The sequence below is a fragment of the Bizionia myxarmorum genome, from assembly GCF_008086205.1.
In the GTDB taxonomy this organism is placed as follows: domain Bacteria; phylum Bacteroidota; class Bacteroidia; order Flavobacteriales; family Flavobacteriaceae; genus Algorimicrobium; species Algorimicrobium myxarmorum.
In genome coordinates this window covers 186,672-206,253 of record NZ_VSKK01000003.1, presented here as the reverse complement: position 1 = coordinate 206,253, position 19,582 = coordinate 186,672, and the positions used below count along the sequence as shown (strand labels likewise).

16 protein-coding genes are annotated in these 19,582 nt (G+C 33.8%); 9 read left to right on the top strand and 7 right to left on the bottom strand.

The annotated features are described in order from the left end of the window. The first annotated feature begins 5 nt into the window (after positions 1 to 5). Positions 6 to 2,012 (top strand): alpha-ketoacid dehydrogenase subunit alpha/beta, encoded by a 2,007-nt coding sequence (locus ES674_RS12120; protein ID WP_148404331.1) that lies wholly within the window; start codon positions 6 to 8, stop codon positions 2,010 to 2,012. Between the two features lie 99 nt (positions 2,013 to 2,111). Here ES674_RS12120 and ES674_RS12115 read toward each other — a convergent pair whose 3' ends face one another. Then, a complete protein-coding gene (locus tag ES674_RS12115; RefSeq protein WP_148404329.1) occupies positions 2,112 to 3,449 on the bottom strand; it encodes a dipeptidase in 1,338 nt (445 codons plus the stop codon). A gap of 97 nt (positions 3,450 to 3,546) precedes the next feature. Here ES674_RS12115 and ES674_RS12110 point away from each other — a divergent pair, with 97 nt between their 5' ends. Then, positions 3,547 to 3,969, top strand: a complete 423-nt coding sequence (locus ES674_RS12110; RefSeq protein WP_148404327.1) for a 3D domain-containing protein — start codon at positions 3,547 to 3,549, stop codon at positions 3,967 to 3,969. A gap of 732 nt (positions 3,970 to 4,701) precedes the next feature. Continuing rightward, on the top strand, positions 4,702 to 5,382 hold the full coding sequence (locus ES674_RS12105) for a hypothetical protein (protein WP_246126035.1): 681 nt from the start codon (positions 4,702 to 4,704) through the stop codon (positions 5,380 to 5,382). A 2-nt stretch (positions 5,383 to 5,384) separates the two neighbouring features. On the opposite strand, the gene ES674_RS12100 is transcribed toward ES674_RS12105, so the two are convergent. Next, a complete protein-coding gene (locus ES674_RS12100; protein ID WP_148404323.1) occupies positions 5,385 to 5,966 on the bottom strand; it encodes a pseudouridine synthase in 582 nt (193 codons plus the stop codon). 140 nt (positions 5,967 to 6,106) lie between these two features. Here ES674_RS12100 and ES674_RS12095 point away from each other — a divergent pair, with 140 nt between their 5' ends. Then, a complete protein-coding gene (locus ES674_RS12095) occupies positions 6,107 to 7,663 on the top strand; it encodes a DEAD/DEAH box helicase (RefSeq protein WP_148404321.1) in 1,557 nt (518 codons plus the stop codon). Between the two features lie 5 nt (positions 7,664 to 7,668). Here ES674_RS12095 and ES674_RS12090 read toward each other — a convergent pair whose 3' ends face one another. The 4 genes from ES674_RS12090 to ES674_RS12075 form a co-directional block, all read right to left on the bottom strand. After that, entirely contained in the window at positions 7,669 to 8,481 is an 813-nt protein-coding gene (locus ES674_RS12090; protein ID WP_148404319.1) for a DUF1853 family protein, read from the bottom strand. Between the two features lie 82 nt (positions 8,482 to 8,563). Then, positions 8,564 to 9,397: an OmpA/MotB family protein gene (locus ES674_RS12085; RefSeq protein ID WP_170234016.1), complete on the bottom strand. Its 834-nt coding sequence runs from the start codon at positions 9,395 to 9,397 to the stop codon at positions 8,564 to 8,566. 97 nt (positions 9,398 to 9,494) lie between these two features. Further along, positions 9,495 to 10,739, bottom strand: a complete 1,245-nt coding sequence (locus tag ES674_RS12080; protein WP_148404315.1) for a mechanosensitive ion channel family protein — start codon at positions 10,737 to 10,739, stop codon at positions 9,495 to 9,497. Beyond that, positions 10,739 to 11,023, bottom strand: coding sequence for a DUF3817 domain-containing protein (locus ES674_RS12075; RefSeq protein WP_148404313.1), 285 nt, complete (start codon positions 11,021 to 11,023; stop codon positions 10,739 to 10,741). Before ES674_RS12075 ends, ES674_RS12080 begins: the two co-directional genes overlap by 1 nt. Before the next feature lie 207 nt (positions 11,024 to 11,230). Here ES674_RS12075 and ES674_RS12070 point away from each other — a divergent pair, with 207 nt between their 5' ends. From ES674_RS12070 to ES674_RS12060, 3 genes are all read left to right on the top strand, one after another. Then, positions 11,231 to 12,577 carry a T9SS type A sorting domain-containing protein gene (locus ES674_RS12070; RefSeq protein WP_148404311.1) on the top strand — a complete coding sequence of 449 codons (1,347 nt, stop codon included), beginning with the start codon at positions 11,231 to 11,233 and terminating at the stop codon, positions 12,575 to 12,577. 110 nt (positions 12,578 to 12,687) lie between these two features. Beyond that, positions 12,688 to 15,516, top strand: coding sequence for a M16 family metallopeptidase (locus tag ES674_RS12065; protein ID WP_148404309.1), 2,829 nt, complete (start codon positions 12,688 to 12,690; stop codon positions 15,514 to 15,516). An 87-nt stretch (positions 15,517 to 15,603) separates the two neighbouring features. Next, a complete protein-coding gene (locus ES674_RS12060; RefSeq protein ID WP_148404307.1) occupies positions 15,604 to 16,824 on the top strand; it encodes a class I SAM-dependent rRNA methyltransferase in 1,221 nt (406 codons plus the stop codon). On the opposite strand, the gene rlmF is transcribed toward ES674_RS12060, so the two are convergent. After that, positions 16,821 to 17,693 (bottom strand): 23S rRNA (adenine(1618)-N(6))-methyltransferase RlmF, encoded by an 873-nt coding sequence (gene rlmF, locus ES674_RS12055; RefSeq protein ID WP_317132054.1) that lies wholly within the window; start codon positions 17,691 to 17,693, stop codon positions 16,821 to 16,823. The two genes, ES674_RS12060 and rlmF, sit on opposite strands and share 4 nt — an antisense overlap. Before the next feature lie 102 nt (positions 17,694 to 17,795). Between rlmF and ES674_RS12050 the strand changes: the two genes are divergently transcribed. Both ES674_RS12050 and ES674_RS12045 read left to right on the top strand, forming a co-directional pair. Then, on the top strand, positions 17,796 to 18,914 hold the full coding sequence (locus ES674_RS12050) for a DEAD/DEAH box helicase (protein WP_148404303.1): 1,119 nt from the start codon (positions 17,796 to 17,798) through the stop codon (positions 18,912 to 18,914). A 158-nt stretch (positions 18,915 to 19,072) separates the two neighbouring features. Further along, a complete protein-coding gene (locus tag ES674_RS12045; RefSeq protein ID WP_148404301.1) occupies positions 19,073 to 19,531 on the top strand; it encodes a cold-shock protein in 459 nt (152 codons plus the stop codon). The last annotated feature ends 51 nt before the right edge of the window (positions 19,532 to 19,582 follow it).

Sequence of the window (19,582 nt, the reverse complement as noted above, 5' to 3'; positions counted from 1 at the left end):
TTTTTATGAGTCATACAGCAACATCCGTGAGTAATATAGCATATAATAAATTAGGTCTAGATAGTAGTGAATTATTGGAACTCTATCATCGCATGCTTAAGCCGCGTTTAATAGAAGAGAAAATGCTCATTCTATTGCGTCAAGGTAAAGTGTCCAAGTGGTTTTCAGGAATTGGCCAAGAGGCTATTTCTGTGGGCGTCACCATGGCTTTGAATTCCAATGAATACATCTTGCCTATGCACCGTAATTTAGGCGTTTTCACCACACGTGATATTCCTTTATACCGTTTATTTAGCCAATGGCAAGGAAAAGCGAATGGCTTCACCAAAGGTCGTGATCGTTCTTTCCATTTTGGAACTCAAGAATTCAATATTGTAGGTATGATTTCCCATTTAGGCCCGCAATTGGGCGTTGCAGATGGAATTGCTTTAGCGAGCAAGCTGAAAAACACCAAAGAAGTTACGGCTGTTTTTACAGGAGAAGGCGGAACAAGTGAAGGTGATTTTCACGAAGCTTTAAACGTAGCCTCTGTTTGGGGATTACCGGTTTTATTTTGTGTGGAAAACAATGGCTACGGCTTATCTACACCAACCAATGAACAATATAACTGTGAACATATTGCCGATCGTGCTTTAGGTTACGGTATGGAATCTCATATCATTGATGGGAATAATATTATTGAAGTTTATACAAAAATGCGCGACTTGGCAGAAAGTGTCCGTCAGAATCCACGTCCTATTTTAATAGAATTTAAAACCTTTAGAATGCGTGGTCATGAAGAGGCGAGTGGTACTAAATATGTGCCGCAAGACCTTTTGGATATGTGGGCTAAAAAAGATCCTTTAGAAAATTTTCAAGCATTTTTAAAAGAAGAAGGTATTTTATTAGAAGCTGATGAAGTGGAAAAGAAAGAAGCTATTGTGAATGAAATTAATGAGCATTTACAACTAGCTTTTAATGAAGAGTTAATTATTGCTAGTGAAACGGAAGAATTAAATGATGTTTACAAATCATTTGAATATCAAGAAGTTAAACCAAATTCAAAAACAGAAGAAATTCGTTTGATTGACGCTATTTCCGAAGGTTTAAAACAATCTATGGAACGTCATGATGATTTGGTAATCATGGGTCAAGACGTTGCCGAATACGGTGGGGTTTTTAAAATTACCGATGGTTTTGTAGCACAATTTGGAAAAGACCGTGTCAGAAATACACCTATTTGCGAATCTGCCATTGTAGAAGTTGGCATGGGACTTTCTATTTCAGGAATAAAGTCGGTTGTAGAAATGCAGTTTGCCGATTTTGTAACCTCCGGATTTAACCCCATTGTAAATTATTTAGCCAAATCGCATTATCGTTGGAATCAACATGCTGATGTAGTGGTTAGAATGCCTTGTGGCGCTGGCGTGGCAGCTGGACCATTTCATTCACAAACTAATGAAGCCTGGTTTACAAAAACACCAGGTTTAAAAGTAGTTTACCCCGCATTTCCGTATGACGCCAAAGGATTATTAGCTACGGCAATAAATGATCCAAATCCAGTATTGTTTTTTGAACATAAGGCTTTATATAGAAGCATTCGTCAAGATGTACCAACGGATTATTTTACCATTCCTTTTGGAAAAGCAGCACGTTTACGTGAAGGAGCAGATGTTACCATCATTTCTTACGGAGCCGCTGTACATTGGGCTTTAGAAACCTTGGATAACAATCCAGACATTCAAGCGGATTTAATTGATTTACGTAGTTTACAACCTTTAGATACGGAAGCTATATATGAATCTGTTAGAAAAACAGGTAGAGCTATTATTTTACAAGAAGATTCTCTATTTGGTGGTATTGCTTCTGATATTTCAGCAATGATTATGGAAAACTGTTTCCAAGATTTAGATGCGCCGGTTAAGCGCGTGGCTAGTATGGAAACACCTATTCCTTTTATAAACCAATTGGAAGCGCAATATTTAGCGAAAGGGAAGTTTGAAACGGCTTTAAAAGATTTATTATCCTATTAAATTTTCAACTTATTTCTGATATAAATCAGATTATAACATAAAAAAAACAGCATGAAGGTTTTAAACTTACATGCTGTTTTTCATTATATATTATTATAATTAACTTTCTGTTTTTTGCATATCAAGAGCAATAGCTTGTACTTTATCTAGAACGCGTAATAAGTTCTCACTCCAAAGCTTGCTAATTTCGGCTTCCGTATAACCACGACGAACTAGTTCTAAAGTTACATTAAATGTTTCAGAAGCATCAGCCCAACCTTCAATTCCGCCGCCTCCATCAAAATCACTACTAATACCAACGTGTTCAATTCCAATTTTACCAACCATATAATCAATATGATCTACAAAATCTGAAACGTTTACAGCAGGAGGAAAGTCTGCAATAGCTTTGGCCTTATCATTTGCTGCACGATTAACGTCTCCGTAATAACCATAAAAAGCTTCTCTTTCGTCCTTACTTAATGCCATAACTTCTTCGCGAGAATTATACCATTTAACACCCATAGAATCGGCAACTTGTTGTTGAATACCTTTTAAAGCTTCTTGTCTAGCTTCTACTTTTTCAGTGTTTAAATACGCATCAAAAGCTACCGCTTGTACAACGCCACCATTATCTTTCATCCATTGTAATTGCTCATCATCTAAATTACGACTATGATCGCAAAGTGCACGAGCAGATGAATGCGATGCTATAATTGGTGCTTTACTTAATTCTATCATTTGGCGCATAGCTTCTTTTGAAGGGTGTGATACATCGACCATCATTCCCAAACGGTTCATTTCAACAATCACTTCTTTTCCTAATGGACTTAAGCCATTGTGAAGCCAGATACTGTCTTTTTCACCTGTATTACTATCACTTAATTGGCTGTGACCATTATGAGAGAGAGACATGTAGCGACCACCTAAATTGTAAAATTTTCCAACATTTTTAACATCCATCCCAATTGGATAGCCATTTTCAATACCGATCATGGCAATTTTTTTTCCAGAAGCATAAATTCGTCTCACATCATCTGAATTTACAGCGAGTTCAATTTCTTCTGGAGCAATGTCCGTCACTAAACGGTGAATGGCATTAAATTTACCCATAGCTGTTTCATGAGCCTTGTTATAACCTTCAGTAGTTAAGGTGTCTTGTCCTGTATAAACAATAAACCAAGCCACATCCAATCCACCTTCTTTCATTTTAGGAAGGGTAACTTGAGATTTTAAATTTTGCGTGTAGTTTATGGAATCCGTGAAATTATTAATATCAAAATCATCATGTGTATCCAAAGTAATAACGCGTTCATGAATGCCTTTAGCGCGTTCAATCATTTCTGGTGTTACCACAACGAGTTCTTTTTCTGGATTGATAATTTCAGTTTTCTTTGTGCCATTTTCACAACTGAATAACATAAGTACTAAAACACTTGTTACGTAAATTGATTTCATCTTTAATTTGATTTTTTAGCTAGGCGTGAAGTTACAAAAAAAGTTAGTTGGATGATAGATTCTTTAGAAAATACTATCTTTATAAAGGTTATAGCTTATGAAGACATCCTTTAAAATTGTACTTATCCTACTTGTTATTGCTGGATGCAAACCAGATAATCCGCCAGAATATACATGGCAACATCTGACTGTCACCGCAACTGCCTATAATTCTGTAACCAACCAAACATCTTCAAACCCACATATTACCGCTTTCGGTGATAGCTTATTTCCGGGGTTAAAATATATTGCCGTTTCAAATGATTTAATTAGAAAAGGGTTAAAACACAATACGCCGGTTTCTATTCAAGGTTTGGAAGGTTTATATCTTGTGAAAGATAAAATGCATAGCCGAAAGAAAAATCATATTGATATTTATATGGGATTAAATATCAAAGCTGCGAAGGAGTGGGGTAGAAAAAAAGTTCAAATTGTATATGGTATTAAGAATGAACCTTTGTTAGAAACCAAACGGGATTAGAGGATTAGAGGATTAGAGGATTAGAGGATTAGAGGATTAGAGGATTAGAGGATTAGAGGATTAGAGGATTAGAAATCTATTCTATTTGTGCAAGCCAGAGCTTTAGCGAATTTTAAACTTTCTAGAATTTTACATAAAAAAACCAGCAACATATGCTGGTTTCTTCCGACTTTAACTAATTCAAATTACTGTATATAACGTTTGATTCCTGTCCACATCGTGCCTTGCTGATGGCGTTTATTATTAAAAAATATTCTCTTTTGAGAACAGTTGGTAAGCTCATTAGAATCTCTTAATATTTTGATTATTGCTTGCATAACACGATTTTTTTGATTGATGAATATAAAAAGATTATCTAAAACGTCTTTTAAGATTCCAATTATGACTTTTAGTTGTGTTGGTTCTGTTGGTTAACTGATTGTTGTTTAAAGTTCTCATGATTTTTAGTTTAAATGATTGTTATAGAAGAAAGACGACAGTAAAACTAATCTGTTACAGTACTATGCAATACATTGTAGTTATTTAACAGAATTTAACATTTTATCGGAATCGAAAGAATAGTTCTTATCATTTAATAATCGATGAAAAGCCACGTTATTATTAATGTTCTCTTAAAATCATATATTCAATTAATTAAATACTCAATTTTACTATATATTTATCCCAGTTAAATATTTTGGGTATAGTTTTTGAAATAACTACCCGAATAAGTTTGATTATTACTTTATGAACATGAAAGTTTATATTTTATTTATAGGAATGATGGTTGTTGTTACATCTGCATTTTCGCAAATTAATGATAACCCAAATATGTCTACATCCATTCCTGCCATAAAACAGGAATCGGGGAGTAGCGGCTTTTCTATTAAACCTATTGAAAATAATGGATTTTCTAAACCTAACTCCGGAAAAGTAAATGGCTTATCAATTCCTACAAATTCAAAATTAAATTTGGATGATAAAGGCTTCACTATGGAAACTGAAAAATTTGGTAATCCAGGTGAATTATATGAAAAGCAGGTGAAAAAGCATTTAAATTTTAATGAAAATGATCCAAAAAGCGCTCAAATGGGAAGTACTACGACTCAATATTTAGGCGATTTCACCACTAATGCAGATCGCGTGAACATTATTTATAGAGATCATATGTATCCAGACGGCGATCGTGTACGTATTTTTGTTAACGATGAAATTGTAAAACACAATGTACTATTAGAATCCAATTTTAAAGGTTTTATTTTGCCTTTAGTTAAAGGTTTTAATAAAATTGATTTCCAAGCTTTAAATCAGGGTGAATCGGGACCCAATACGGCTGAATTGCAGGTGCAGGATGAATCCGGCAAAATTATTGCCTCCAGTCAGTGGAATTTAGCAACTGGTGTAAAAGCCACACTTATTGTTGTAAAGGAATAGTTTTATTGAATTGTTTCCAGCATTTCCACTTCACCCATTTTTAAATCTCCCAACAGTATTGTTCCAACCCGAACGCGCACTAAACGCAACGTAGGAAACCCGACTGCAGATGTCATTTTTCGTACTTGTCTAAATTTTCCTTCGTTAATAGTAATGGAAATCCAAGTGGTTGGACCATGTCTAACATCGCGAATTTTTTTTCCACGCTCTGGAAATTCAGGATTGTTTTCTAATATAAAGGCATTTCCTGGCGCCGTAATATAAGGTTTACTATTTACCGTAATATTAACGCCTAATTGTAAAGTGAGCAAAGCTTCTGTGGTTATTTGGCCGTCCACCTGTACATAATATTCCTTTTCTATTTGACTACTGGTAATCAAAGTACTTGTTTTACCTTCAGTGGTGAGCAACAATAAACCTTCAGATGTTTCGTCTAACCTACCAATTGCCATCGTATTTTCCGGAAAATCATATAATTCACCCAATAAACGCTTGTTTCGTTTTTGCTTACCATTTATAACAAATTGGCTAATAAATCCGTAAGGTTTAAAGAGTTTAAAATGCTGGGGAATCGTTTTAGACATGATCTAATAAAATACAAAATACCTTTGAAGTCGCAAAAATAAGTTTTAAAACTGCATTGTTGAAAAAGTATCTATAATTATTTAGAGAAAATTCTTGATAAACCTTGAAAAGTACGTATTTTTGCACATTGGAAAAATCTATGAGCACGAGTATTTCATTATCAGAGTTAGAGGATAGAAAGGAAGGTAAAAACTTATATAGCTATCAAAAAGGGGCCATTAACAAAATTTTCAAAAGTTTTGAAGAGGCTTCAGAAGATTATCATTTGCTATACCAACTGCCAACCGGTGGTGGTAAAACCGTTATTTTCTCCGAAATTGTAAGACAATATTTAAAACACCACAAAAAGAAGGTGTTGGTTATGACGCACCGAATTGAGTTATGCCGACAAACTTCTGGTATGCTTACCGAGTTTGGTGTAGACAATAAAGTGGTTAACAGTAAAGCCAATTTAGACGATCAAAGCGAGTATAGTTGTTTTGTGGCTATGGTTGAAACGTTGAATAACCGTTTAAATGAAGACAAACTGGATATTTCAGATATCGGTTTGGTTATTATTGATGAAGCGCATTACAACTCATTTACAAAACTCTTTAAATTTTTCGAAAAAGCCTTTATTTTAGGCGTAACAGCAACACCATTAAGTTCCAACATTAAGCTACCAATGAAGGACAATTATGATGAGTTAATTGTTGGTGAAAGTATTGAATCGCTTATTGAAAATGAGTTTTTAGCAAAAGCTGAAGTCTATTCCTATAATGTTGGTTTAACCTCATTAGTGGTTGGTGCCAATGGTGATTATACCGTTAAATCATCAGAAGATTTATATACCAATAACGACATGCTTTCCAAGTTACTTCAAGCTTATGAAGAACGTTCTAAAGGTAAAAAAACACTAATTTTTAATAATGGTATTAACACCTCGCTACATGTATATGATACGTTTAGAATGGCCGGTTATCCTGTAGCACATTTGGATAATACCAATACCAAAAGAGAGCGTAAAAAAATATTAAAATGGTTTAAGGAAACACCTGATGCTATTTTAACCTCCGTTAGTATTTTAACCACAGGTTTTGATGAGCCAACTGTGGAATCTATTATTTTGAACCGAGCCACCAAGTCACTTACCTTATATTACCAAATGATTGGTAGAGGATCGCGTATTCTTAAAAACAAAAGCACTTTTACCGTTTTAGATTTAGGGAATAATTTACACCGTTTTGGTCCTTGGGGAGCAGATTTAGATTGGCATCGTATTTTTAGATCGCCAAACTTCTATTTGGATGGAATTTTAGCGGATGAAGAAATTGAAGAAAATTTCCGTTATGAAATGCCGGACGATTTACGCGAATCTTTCGCTAATTCTGAAGACGTTTATTTCGATATCAAGAAAACCTACATTGCAGCTGTTACGGCAGGAGAATCGTCTAAAGTTGTGTTGGAACGCTCTATTGAGCATCATGCCAAAATTTGTATTGAAAACAGTGAAGATTTATGGGATTCATTAGATTTGGCCAAGCAACTTGGTGATGATATTGATTACCGTATTCACCGTTATACCAAGTGTATTAGCAAAAGTACCTTCAATTTTGTTGAATGGCTAAAAGATGATTATCGTAAAAAATTACGTGCTTATTTGCGTAGTAATTTTGATGAAGTTTTTTTGGAAGTTCACGGCAGAGAAGCTGAATAAGCATTTTACCACCAAACAATAAAGCATTTTTCAAGTTTATTATTTTCATTTTTTATCCAACAGCAAGCGGCGTATTTTTCGCTTTGAATTTGGTTGAAGCTTACTTGTGCTATTTCATAGTTAATCCAATTCACAGAACTATGTGGGTCTTGCAACCAATTTGGTTTGGTAGGAAAATAAAAACTACAGGCTTCAAATTGCTTTAAATCATCTTTTCTTAAATAATACCCACTTATACATTCTGGATTTAAGTCGTTTAGAATAATTTGTTTATCAAAAGGCATAAATAGTTGCGCCTTAAAATATACTTTTTGAAGCATGTTTTCACTTTTTAAATTTAAGTCTTCCAATAAATATTTTGTTGGTACTTTATAGAGTAGTGGAAGCTGCTTGTTTTTTAGCTTATCCAGTTTCTCTACTAAACTATCCTTTCTGTTTGGTCCAATGAAATGATCTAACTCTGAAGTTCCAACCGTTTCATCATAAACGTAAAATTTATATATAATTTCTAAATGAATGGGTTTTCCATGATATGAAATGATGGCATCTAACTCACCAACCGTTTTCTTTTCTTCCTGTATTTGAACATTCTCAACTAAAATAGAAATAGCTTCATCATGCTCCAATTCATTAAAAACAAATTGCTCCACACGTTTTCCTAGTCGGATGTTTGCGGGGATATTTCTTATAAAACTTTCTTGTGAATCACCTATAATATTTAACTGTGAAATACCAAAAATAGAATCACCAACCCACAAATTCGGTGTTCTTTTATAACCTTGATATTGGCGCTGGATATTTTCTGATTCTGAAAGCATAACTACAAAGTAACAAAATAAAAAAGACTGCCAGTAGGCAGTCTTTTTTATATGGGCTAAATAATTAATAAAAGTGAATATATTATTCGCTTGGTGCCATTAAGGCAAAAAACTTATTAATGTTTGGTAAAATGATGATTCGTGTACGTCTGTTCTTTGAACGGTTATCCGCAGAATCATTATCTGCTACCGGCAAATAAAAACTTCTACCAGAAGCAATTAATTTCTCTGGAGCTACTTTGTAATCTTTCTGTAATTTTCTAACTACAGATGTGGCACGTAATACACTTAAATCCCAGTTATCTTTTACTGCACCAGTATTAATACTTCTAGCATCTGTATGACCTTCTACCATAACTTCAATGCTAGGTTCTGAATTAATAACATCTGCTAATTTTTGTAAAATACCGTTTGCTTTATTACTTACTTTATAACTAGCTGTGTTGAAAAGCAATTTGTCTGAAATTGAAATCATTACTACCGTTTCATCAATATTGATAGCAATATCTTCATCTTCATTTAAGCTGCTAGTATCCATAGATTTACGTAAGGTATAACCTACGGCTAAATTCATAGAATCTTTTAAAGTTTCTGCTTTAGCTAAAGCGGCAGGATCTACCAATTTAAGCGTTTCATTCATGCGCTTACGGGTATCGTTTGAAATAAGCATATCATCGCCAACGGCTACAAACTTTGCATCGTTGTCTTCTGTTAACTTACTAATCTTTGTGTTGTAGGAATCAATTCGCGCTTGAATTTCAGCGAATTTATTTTCTAAATCTTCTTTAGCGACACGTGTTTTTTGAAGTTCACTTGTTATTTCGCCATTCTCTTTTTGAAGAGCCACATATTTCTTTTTAGAAACACATGACATGATTACGATACTTGTAAAAACAAGAATTGAAATTTTTTTGATCATAATTATAGTGGAGTTTTTAGTTTATATAATTACGACCAAAAGCACTTTATAGATGTTTAAAATCTAATTTTTAGATAAGTTTAACATAATTTAGTTAATCTAAAGAGCCAATCCCTGTCGATAATTCAAAGAGTTCTAATTCGAAATAGGGAACGGCAGCCAAAGCGTGATCAAAAATATCTGACATGATATATTCGTAGTTAGCCCAGCGTTTATCACTACTAAAAGCATAAATTTCTAAAGGAAGACCTTGGGAAGTTGGTGCTAACTGACGTACCATAATAGACATGTCTTTGTTAATAGCCGAATGGTTTTCAATGTAAGTCTGCATATATTTACGAAAAATACCCAAGTTCGTTAAATTCCGACCGTTTATGAGTGTCGATTTATCAATATTATTAGATGCATTGTAGGTGTTAACATCTTTTTGTCTTTGATTTAAGTACTCGGTAATAAGTTGAATATTCTTCAATTTATCGATATGATCATCCGTTAAATACTTAATACTTTTCGCTTTTAATAAAATGGAACGTTTAATACGTCTTCCACCAGAAGACTGCATACCACGCCAATTTTTAAAGGAATCGGATATTAAAGCGTATGTTGGAATATGCGTTGTAGTCATGTCAAAATTCTGTACCTGAACCGTAGCCAAGTTAATTTCTATTACATCACCATCAGCACCATATTTTTCCATAGTAATCCAATCTCCAATTCGAACGGAATCATTAATGGCCACTTGAATACTAGCTACAAAACCTAGAATAGTATCTTTAAATATCAATAATAAAACGGCCGAAGCCGCGCCTAAAGTCCCGAAGAATTTACCAAAGGAAATATCAACCACAATTCCTAAAATAGATGCGAAGCCAATAACCCAAATAAATAACATTCCCACTTGAATGTAACTATCAATAGGCTTATCTCGTAATCTTGGTAATGTTTTAAAATAAGATTCAAATGTTTTTAGAATACTGCGGATAATCCAAACGGTTAATAATACGCCATAAACCTTAAGAAGTACAATAATATTTTCCTCAAACCCCGGATAATCATAGAAAACAAAAGGGAATAATTTTAAGGTAATTATTAAAGGTACAATGTGCGCTAGATTTTTTGGCGCTTTGTGACTTACTAATAAATCGTCAAAATTAGTCTTGGATTTAGAAGCAACGTTATTAAAAACGTTTACTAGAATTTTACGCGCTACTAAATCAGTTATAAAGATAAGAACCAATAAGCCAAATAATAAGCCAAACATATTGACCAATTTGGCTAAAGTTTCTGATAAACCAGCGTTTATGCTATAATCATAAATTAAACATTGTAAATCATTCATTAAGATTGCGCTTGTTTCAAGTATTTATATTCTACATAAAAAGTTCCGAAGGGAATTATAGATGCCAATAATACCTTGGCTAAAACACCATTAGACCATTGCATTTTTTTACTGATTAGAATCGCTAAAGATACATAGGCAATAAATAAAACGCCATGAGGCATTCCTAGTAGTTTTACATATTGTGGATCACCAGATATATACTTTATAGGTGTAGCAATAAAAAGAAGTAAAATATAAGAAACTCCTTCTAAAAAGGCAATGAGACGAAATAAATTTAACATAAAAATCTTCTTAAATTAATTGCAAAAATACAATTACTAAAAGGATCTTCTCAAGCTTTTAACACTAAATTATCGGTAGCTTTTATCCGTTAAACTGGTTGCAATAAGTAGATTACCGATTTTAATGTTTAACATATCGAATATAATAGATACAACTACATATAAATAATACTTTTATCGGAACAACGCTATAAAAACTCAAATACTTTGTCCTCAACCAACTCTACATTTTCAAATAACCGTTTTTCCCTATTAGCCACATTAATTCTTTTAAGTGGTTTTTCATATGCGCAAACAACCACTGCTATTTCAGATGCCAATTTTGAGCAGGCTTTAATTAATCAAGGAATTGATACCAATGGTTTTAATGGTACTATTTTGAATAGCGATGCGGAGAGTATAATTTCTTTGAATATCTATGATAAAAACATCAACGACCTTACAGGTATTGAGGCTTTCGTAAATTTAAGACATTTATACGGCTACAATAATAATATTTCACAGTTAGATTTATCTCATAATTTAGCGCTAACCATATTAGATGTTGAAAACAATGGTATAGAAAACTTGAATATTTCGCAAAACATTAATCTTGAGGAATTATATGTGAGCAATAATTTATTACAAGCACTTACAGTATCTCACTTACTGGATTTAGCAGTTTTATCAGCAAACCTTAATAATTTAAACTCATTAAATGTTTCTAATAATTCGAAGTTAGAAGCGCTTTGGTGCTATTCTAATAATATTAGTATTTTAGATTTAAGTAATAATTACGAATTAGAATCTTTATTTTGTGGTGATAATAACTTGAATGCTTTAAATATTTCTAATAACTTTGACTTGGAAACCTTATCATGTGCAAGCAATAATTTACATGCTATTTCTTTTAGCGATTGTTCTGATATTTCCTTTATTGATATTAGTAACAACTTATTCACAGAGTTGGATTTAACCCAAAATAGCGGTGTTAAAAGATTAATGTGCGACAATAATTTTATAACAGAGTTGGAATTATTTAATGCGCCTAATTTATTTCTTCTTTACGCTACCAATAACCTTATAGAACATATTGATGTTTCCATGAACGATCAATTACGTCATATTCGTTTGGGCAATAACCAATTGCAAACTATAGATATTCGTAATTCTAGAAACGATAAGATTTCTGCTTTTAATGCTGATAACAATGAAGACTTAAGCTGTATTTTTGTAGACAACACGAATGCGCCATATTTGTCTAATTGGGTTATTGACATCGCATCTCACTTTGTTTCAAGTGAAACGGGCTGTAATGCTTTAAGCGTAGCTGATGAACCTAGTTTAGTTTCTTTTGAAATCTATCCAAATCCAGCTTCTGATTATCTGAACATTAGAAATTTACAACCAAACTCCAATATCAGTATTTTTAATACCAATGGACAAATGGTTAAGCAACACAACGGAACTTCAGGTTTAAACACCTTGGATATTTCTCATTTAAGTTCTGGAATGTACTTGGTAAAAGTGGCTTCTTTAAACCAATCTCTTATAAAGAAAATCATAGTTAATTAAATTCAAAACTTTTCTTGCCGCAAGCGTTAACGGCTTACATTTCTATTTAACGATTAATTTTTGGTAGCAATTATAGAGTTTCAGTATCTTTAAACTCTAAACTAAAAATTATGCAATCAAAACGTTATGCTTTATTCGCATTAATCGGAATATGTATGTCCTGTGCAACCAAACCCCAGACAAATGTGCCAAATTCAGAGAAAGAATTTTCAATAGCATATGAAAAATTCACTTTAGATAACGGTCTAGAAGTTATTCTACATCAAGATAATAGTGATCCTATAATTGCAGTGGCTACCATTATGCATGTGGGTTCCAATCGTGAAAAGCCTGGTAAAACTGGTTTCGCTCATTTCTTTGAACATATGAGTTTCAACGATTCTGAAAACGTACCCGTTGGTGCTAACAGAAAAATGATCCCAGAATGGGGAGGAAGTCGTAATGGTGGAACATCTAATGATTACACCGTATATTACGAAGTGGTTCCAAAAGATGCTTTCGAGAAAATTTTATGGATTGATTCCGACCGTTTTGGATACATGATTAATACCGTAACCACATCCGCTTTGGAACGTGAAAAGCAAGTAGTTAAAAATGAAAAGCGTCAACGTGTAGATAATGCGGCTTACGGTTATACAGATGAAATTTTAAGATCAAATTTATATCCAGAAGGCCATCCTTATAACTGGACTGTTATTGGGTCTTTGCCCGATTTGCAAGCAGCAACCATTGATGATGTTAAAGAGTTTTACAACGAATACTATGGCGCCAAAAATGCGACTTTAGTTATTGCCGGTGATATTGACTTTCAAGAAACTAAAGAATTGGTGCAAAAATGGTTTGGCGAAATACCAAGCGGACCAGATGTGGAAGCATTGAAACCACAACCCGTTACTTTAGCAAAAACCAAATCTTTATATTTTGAAGATAATTTTGCCAAACTTCCAGAATTGCGCATGGTTTTTCCATCCGTGGAGGAATACCATAAAGACTCTTATGCGTTACAAATTTTAGGACAGTTGTTAAGTGGTTCTAAAAATTCACCTTTATATCAAGTGGTTGTAGAAGAGCAAAAATTAGCGCCTAATATTGGTGCCTACCAATCCAACAGTGAATTGGCTGGAGAATTTATATTTCGCGTGCGTGCCAATGCGGAAACAGATTTAAATGCTGTTAAACAAGCTATTGATTCCGGATTATCACGCTTTGAAGAAAATGGCGTTAATGAGCGCGATTTAAAACGTATTAAAGCGGAATTAGAAACCAATTTATATCAAGGAATTAGTACCGTTTTAAACAAAGCCTTCCAATTAGGTCAAGACAATGAATTTACCGGAGATCCAAGTTATATAACCAAGACAGCAAAGTTAACTAATGCCGTTACTGCTGCTGATGTCATGCGCGTTTACAACCAATATATTAAGAACAAAAACTATGTTATGACTAGTGTTGTTCCTAAAGGTGAATTGGCATATGCCATTAAAAACGCCACTAAAGCCGAAGTTTGGATTGAAGAAATTTTACAAGATGTTGCCAGTGAAGAAGTTGGTCAAGGTGAAGAAGCGGATTATGAAAAAACAGTTAGTAAATATGATAGGAGTGAACCTCCTTTTAGTGAATTACCGAAATTTAAAATGCCAATTGTTTGGACTGCCAATTTAGAAAATGGCATGCAGGTTTATGGTATTGAAAACACCGAAATTCCTTTAGTGCAATTTGATATTACTATTCCTGGTGGCCAATTATTAGATCCAGAAAATAAAACGGGTGTCTCCAATATGTTAAGCAATTTAATGTTAGAAGGCACGGCAACTAAAACACCTGCTGAATTAGAAGAAGCCATTGGCTTATTAGGAGCAAGCATTAATATGTATAGCTCTAATGAAGATTTTCATATTACGGGATCCTGTTTAGCTAAAAACTTTGATGAAACCATAGCGCTTATAAAAGAAATTATTTTAGAGCCTCGTTGGGACGAAACGGAATTCACCCGACTCATGCAAGGTCTAGAAACCAGTTTAAAAGATAGAGAAGCCAACCCCAATGCTATTGCTAGTTTGGCATACAACCAGTTATTATATGGGAAAAATCATCCATTTGCCATTCCAGGATCTGGAACTTTAGAAACGGTTAAAAACATTAAAGTGGCTGACTTAAAATCCTATTATTCAAACTTGGTTCCTCAAAATGCCAATTTTCATTTAGCAGGAGCGATGACTAAATCTGAAACTTTAAAGGCTTTGTCCACTTTAAATACTTGGAAAGGTGAAGCACCAAAATTACCAAAATTCAACTTACCAGCAGAAAACAATAAAAATACTATTTACTTTATTGATGTTCCAGAATCTAAACAATCCGTTTTAAATATTGGAAAATTAGCGCTTTCGTCAAAAAATGCGGAAGCTAATAATTTAGATTTTGCCAACGAAATTATAGGCGGCGGTTCCAGTGGATTATTATTTCAAACGCTACGTATTGAAAAAGGATATACTTATGGCGCATATTCTGGTGTTGGAAATAGTTTAGAAATTTCGCCATTTACGGTGCGCTCTAGTGTTCGCGCTAATGCGACTTTAAAATCTTTGGAGATTATTAAAGAAATGGTTTCAAATTATGGGAATAATTTTTCAGAAGAAGATGTTGAACTCACCAAAAACAAGCTTTTAAAAGCCAATACACGCGCTTACGAAAGTTTAGGAGCCAAGTTATCTATTCTTCGAAATATTAGTAAATATGGCTATTCTAATGATTATATAGAACAAAACCAAGACGAATTAATAGCCATGACATTAGCTGATTATAAAAACATTATCAACCGATATTTACAAGAATCAGATATGATTTATGTTATTGTTGGCGATAAAGCGACGCAATGGGAAGAAGTTAAAGAACTAGGAAAACCTGTTGTTGAATTAGATATTTTTGGAAATAAGATGTAATAAGTAAAAGCTTACCAATTAAATTTAAAATGCATAGGAGCTCGTTTGCTGCTATGCATTTTCTATTTTTGCATAAATTAGAAAACCATGTCGCCATTAAATCTTCCCGAGTTTCCAAAACCACAATCACGTTTAGCTGTGAAATTAAACGCAAATGGCGAACGCAGTGTGTTACAAGGGCATCCATGGGTTTTTGAAAATAGTATAGAGAAAATAAACAAGGAAGGCCATTCTGGAGATGTGGCTGTTATTTTCAGAAAACGAGATAATGCCTTGATTGGTGTCGGTTTGTATGATGCATCATCGCCGATTCGAATTAAAATGTTGCATCACGGCGATCCCAAAACTGTGAATTCTGCTTTTTTTAAAGATAAAATTGCGCAAGCTTTTCAAAAACGTGCTTCTTTATTAAAATCGAAAACTACGAGTTATCGCTTATTATTTGGCGAGAATGATGGTTTTCCTGGACTAATAGCGGATGTGTATGATCGGGTTTTAGTCATCAAATTATATTCAGAAATTTGGTTACCATACATTCATGATATTACGGAAATGCTTATTAATATTTCAAAAGTAGAAACCGTTGTCATGCGTTTAAGTCGCAATTTGCAGCAAGCCGATTTCGGATTAACAGATGGTCACGTCATATTCGGCACATTAGAAAACGAAGTCGTTAAATTTATTGAACATGGTGTTCACTTTTCGGCAAATGTGATAAAAGGTCATAAAACAGGCTATTTTCTGGATCACAGACATAACCGAAAGCGGGTTGGAGAATTAAGCCAAGGTAAAACCGTTTTAGATGTTTTTTCCTATGCTGGTGGATTTTCAGTACACGCTTTAGCCAATCAGGCCAAAGAAGTGACCAGCTTGGATATTAGCAAACAAGCTTTAGAAATAGCTTTGGAAAACGGCCGATTAAATGATTATTCGGGAAAACACAATATTATCGTGGGCGATGCTTTTGCTGAAATGGAGCAACTTATTGCCTCTGGAAAAACATTTGATGTGGTGGTCATTGATCCGCCAAGTTTTGCAAAACAGCAATCAGAAATTCAATTGGCTAAAAAGAAATATGCACAATTAGCACAACTAGGAGAAAAGTTAACCGACAAAAGCGGCATGTTAATTTTAGCCTCGTGCTCATCTAGAATTCTGGCGGAATCCTTTTTTGATATTAATAAAGCCAGTTTTGCCCAGTCCAAAAGACGGTATAAATTAATTTTAAAAACCCAGCATGACACGGATCATCCTATAGGTTTTCCAGAAGGCGCGTATTTAAAATGCGGTTATTATCAATTGGATTAATTATGAAAATGCCAAGCTAAAATTCGTGAAATTTTATGGCCTTGACCCATATCTATTATTTTCTGCGTGGCACCAAGTTTGTTTAATTGTTTGGTAAGTTTCGGTAAATTTTCTGCTTTTGAAATTAGCGTTGTAAACCAATCTACTTGAGCACCGAATTTTTTACTTTCCTTAATCATTCTTTTCACAAAAAGAGCTTCGCCACCATTACACCACAATTCATGGGATTGTCCGCCAAAATTCAAGATGTCTTTTGAATCAATTTTCAAATTCTTCAATTTACGTTGGGTACCTTTTAATGCATCTTGCTCTGAAGCATGAAAGGGCGGATTACACATGGTGAAATTATAATATTCATCTGCTTTGATTATACCTTCAAAAATATGCGCAGGATTATCTTGAAAGCGTATTTCTACTAATTCCTTTAAACTAGGATTCTGATTAATTATATTTTCTGCAATTTCCACCGATTTTGCGTTTATATCACAACCAACCATTTTCCAATTATAAATTTTCGTAGCCAAAATAGGGTAAATAGTATTTGCACCAGCGCCAACGTCCAAACCTTTAACGGGTTTGGAATCTGTTTGAATCAAATCCTTCAAATGATGAATATAATCCGCACGACCAGGAATAGGAGGGCACAAATAACCTTTTGGTAATTGATACGTTTTCAAACCATAGTCTGAAATTAAAATGGCTTTATTAAGTTGATAGACCGCTTCTGGTATCGAAAAATCGATGGTTTTTGTTTGATAAGCATTCACAAAAACAAACGGTTCTAAATCAGGATTAACCGCAACTAATTCTTCGAAAAAATAGGGTTTAAGGTGAATATTATTAGGATGCATGGATTTTCGCTTAGCTATTTATAATACAAAGGTAAACTTCTGGCCTTACATAAGAGTTTAGCTGATAAATAATATAATTACGGTCAAATAAATCTACCTTTGCCAATCAATTAAAATACTATGACATCATTTTCAGATTTAGGCATACGCAAAGATTATATTAAAGCCTTAAAAGAACTCAATATTGTGACACCCACTGAAATTCAAGCGCAAGCAATTCCTGTCTTATTGCAAAAAGGTACGGATCTAATAGGTTTAGCACAAACGGGAACTGGTAAAACGGCTGCTTATGGTTTACCTATTTTACACCAAATTGATCCATCAAAATCTGAAATTCAAGCACTTATTTTAGCGCCAACTCGTGAGTTGGTTCAACAAATTCAGAAGCAACTTTTTAAATTCACAAAATATTCAGATTCTAAAATATTTTCAGAGGGCGTTTATGGTGGTGAAAAAATAGAAAAACAAATTAAAGCTTTACAACGTACCACGCATATTGTGGTAGCAACTCCAGGTCGTTTATTGGATTTAATTGAGCGTGGTGATATTGATATTAAAAACATTAGAACGCTGGTTTTAGATGAGGCGGATGAAATGTTAAGTATGGGTTTTAAACAAGATATTAATAGTATTTTGAAAGACACATCGGGGAAACGTTTTACATGGTTATTTTCTGCAACCATGCCGGAAGAAATTCAAAAGATTATAAAAACCTATATGTCGCCAAAAGCGGTGCGTATAGAAGTGAATAAAAATGCTTTGGTAAATGAGAATATTACGCATCAATACATTAGAACTTCCATTAAAAATAAGACTTCCGTATTAACAAATTTGCTAGACGGATTTAAAAAACAACGCGGAATTATTTTCTGTAAAACGAAAGCAGGAACTAAAAGTTTAGCGGAAGCGTTGGTAAACGAAGGCTTTTCAGTGGGTGCACTAGAAGGTGATATGCAACAAAAAGAACGCGATAAAGTGATGCGTGCTTTTAAAAATGAATCGGTTCAAATATTAGTTTCTACGGATGTTTCGGCAAGAGGTATTGACGTTAATGATTTGGCTTTTATTATTCACCACCAACTACCAGAAATGCTAGAATATTATACACATAGAAGCGGAAGAACGGCCAGAGCAGGAAAAACAGGAAGATCTATAGCACTTATTTTAGATGATGAACGCCAACGCATTCAAGATATTGAGAAGGCTTTAGGTATACAATTTGCAGAATTCCATGTGTAGCTTTTTAAAAGTAAATTAAAACCTTATCTTTGTACGCATTGCAGGAGTAACCTAAAATCTGAATTTAGGTTTATAATACGATCATTGTTCTTTTTAAACCATGTTATTATTATTTAATTTCTTCAATTTAACCCTTAAAAATTACTATAAAATAAAAAATGGCAAAATCGCAACAGACATTTAATAAAAGTGAAAAAGAGAAAAAGCGCTTAAAGAAACGTGAAGAAAAGCGCAAGAAAATGGAAGCCCGTAAGGTTGACAAAGAAGAAGGAGGAAGTGATGGCATCCAATTTGCTTATGTTGATTTTAATGGAAACTTAACGGATACACCGCCAGATCCTTCTATGCGTGTAAAAGTAGATGCTGAAAGCATTGAAGTAAGTATTCCAAAACGTGATGATAGCGACATCGAAGAATTTGATCCCGTTAGAAAAGGTAAAGTATCTTTTTATGACAACTCTAAAGGATTCGGATTTATTATTGATTCTGAAACTCAAGAAAAACATTTCTGTCACGTGAGTGGATTAATTGATGAAATTGCTGAAAACGACACCGTTTCTTTTGAATTAGAAAAAGGAATGAAAGGTTTAAATGCTGTAAAAGTAACGGTTATTTAATAAGATTCTTTTATTCTTAAGTTTCTGCAAGGATAATATTATTTAATAGTG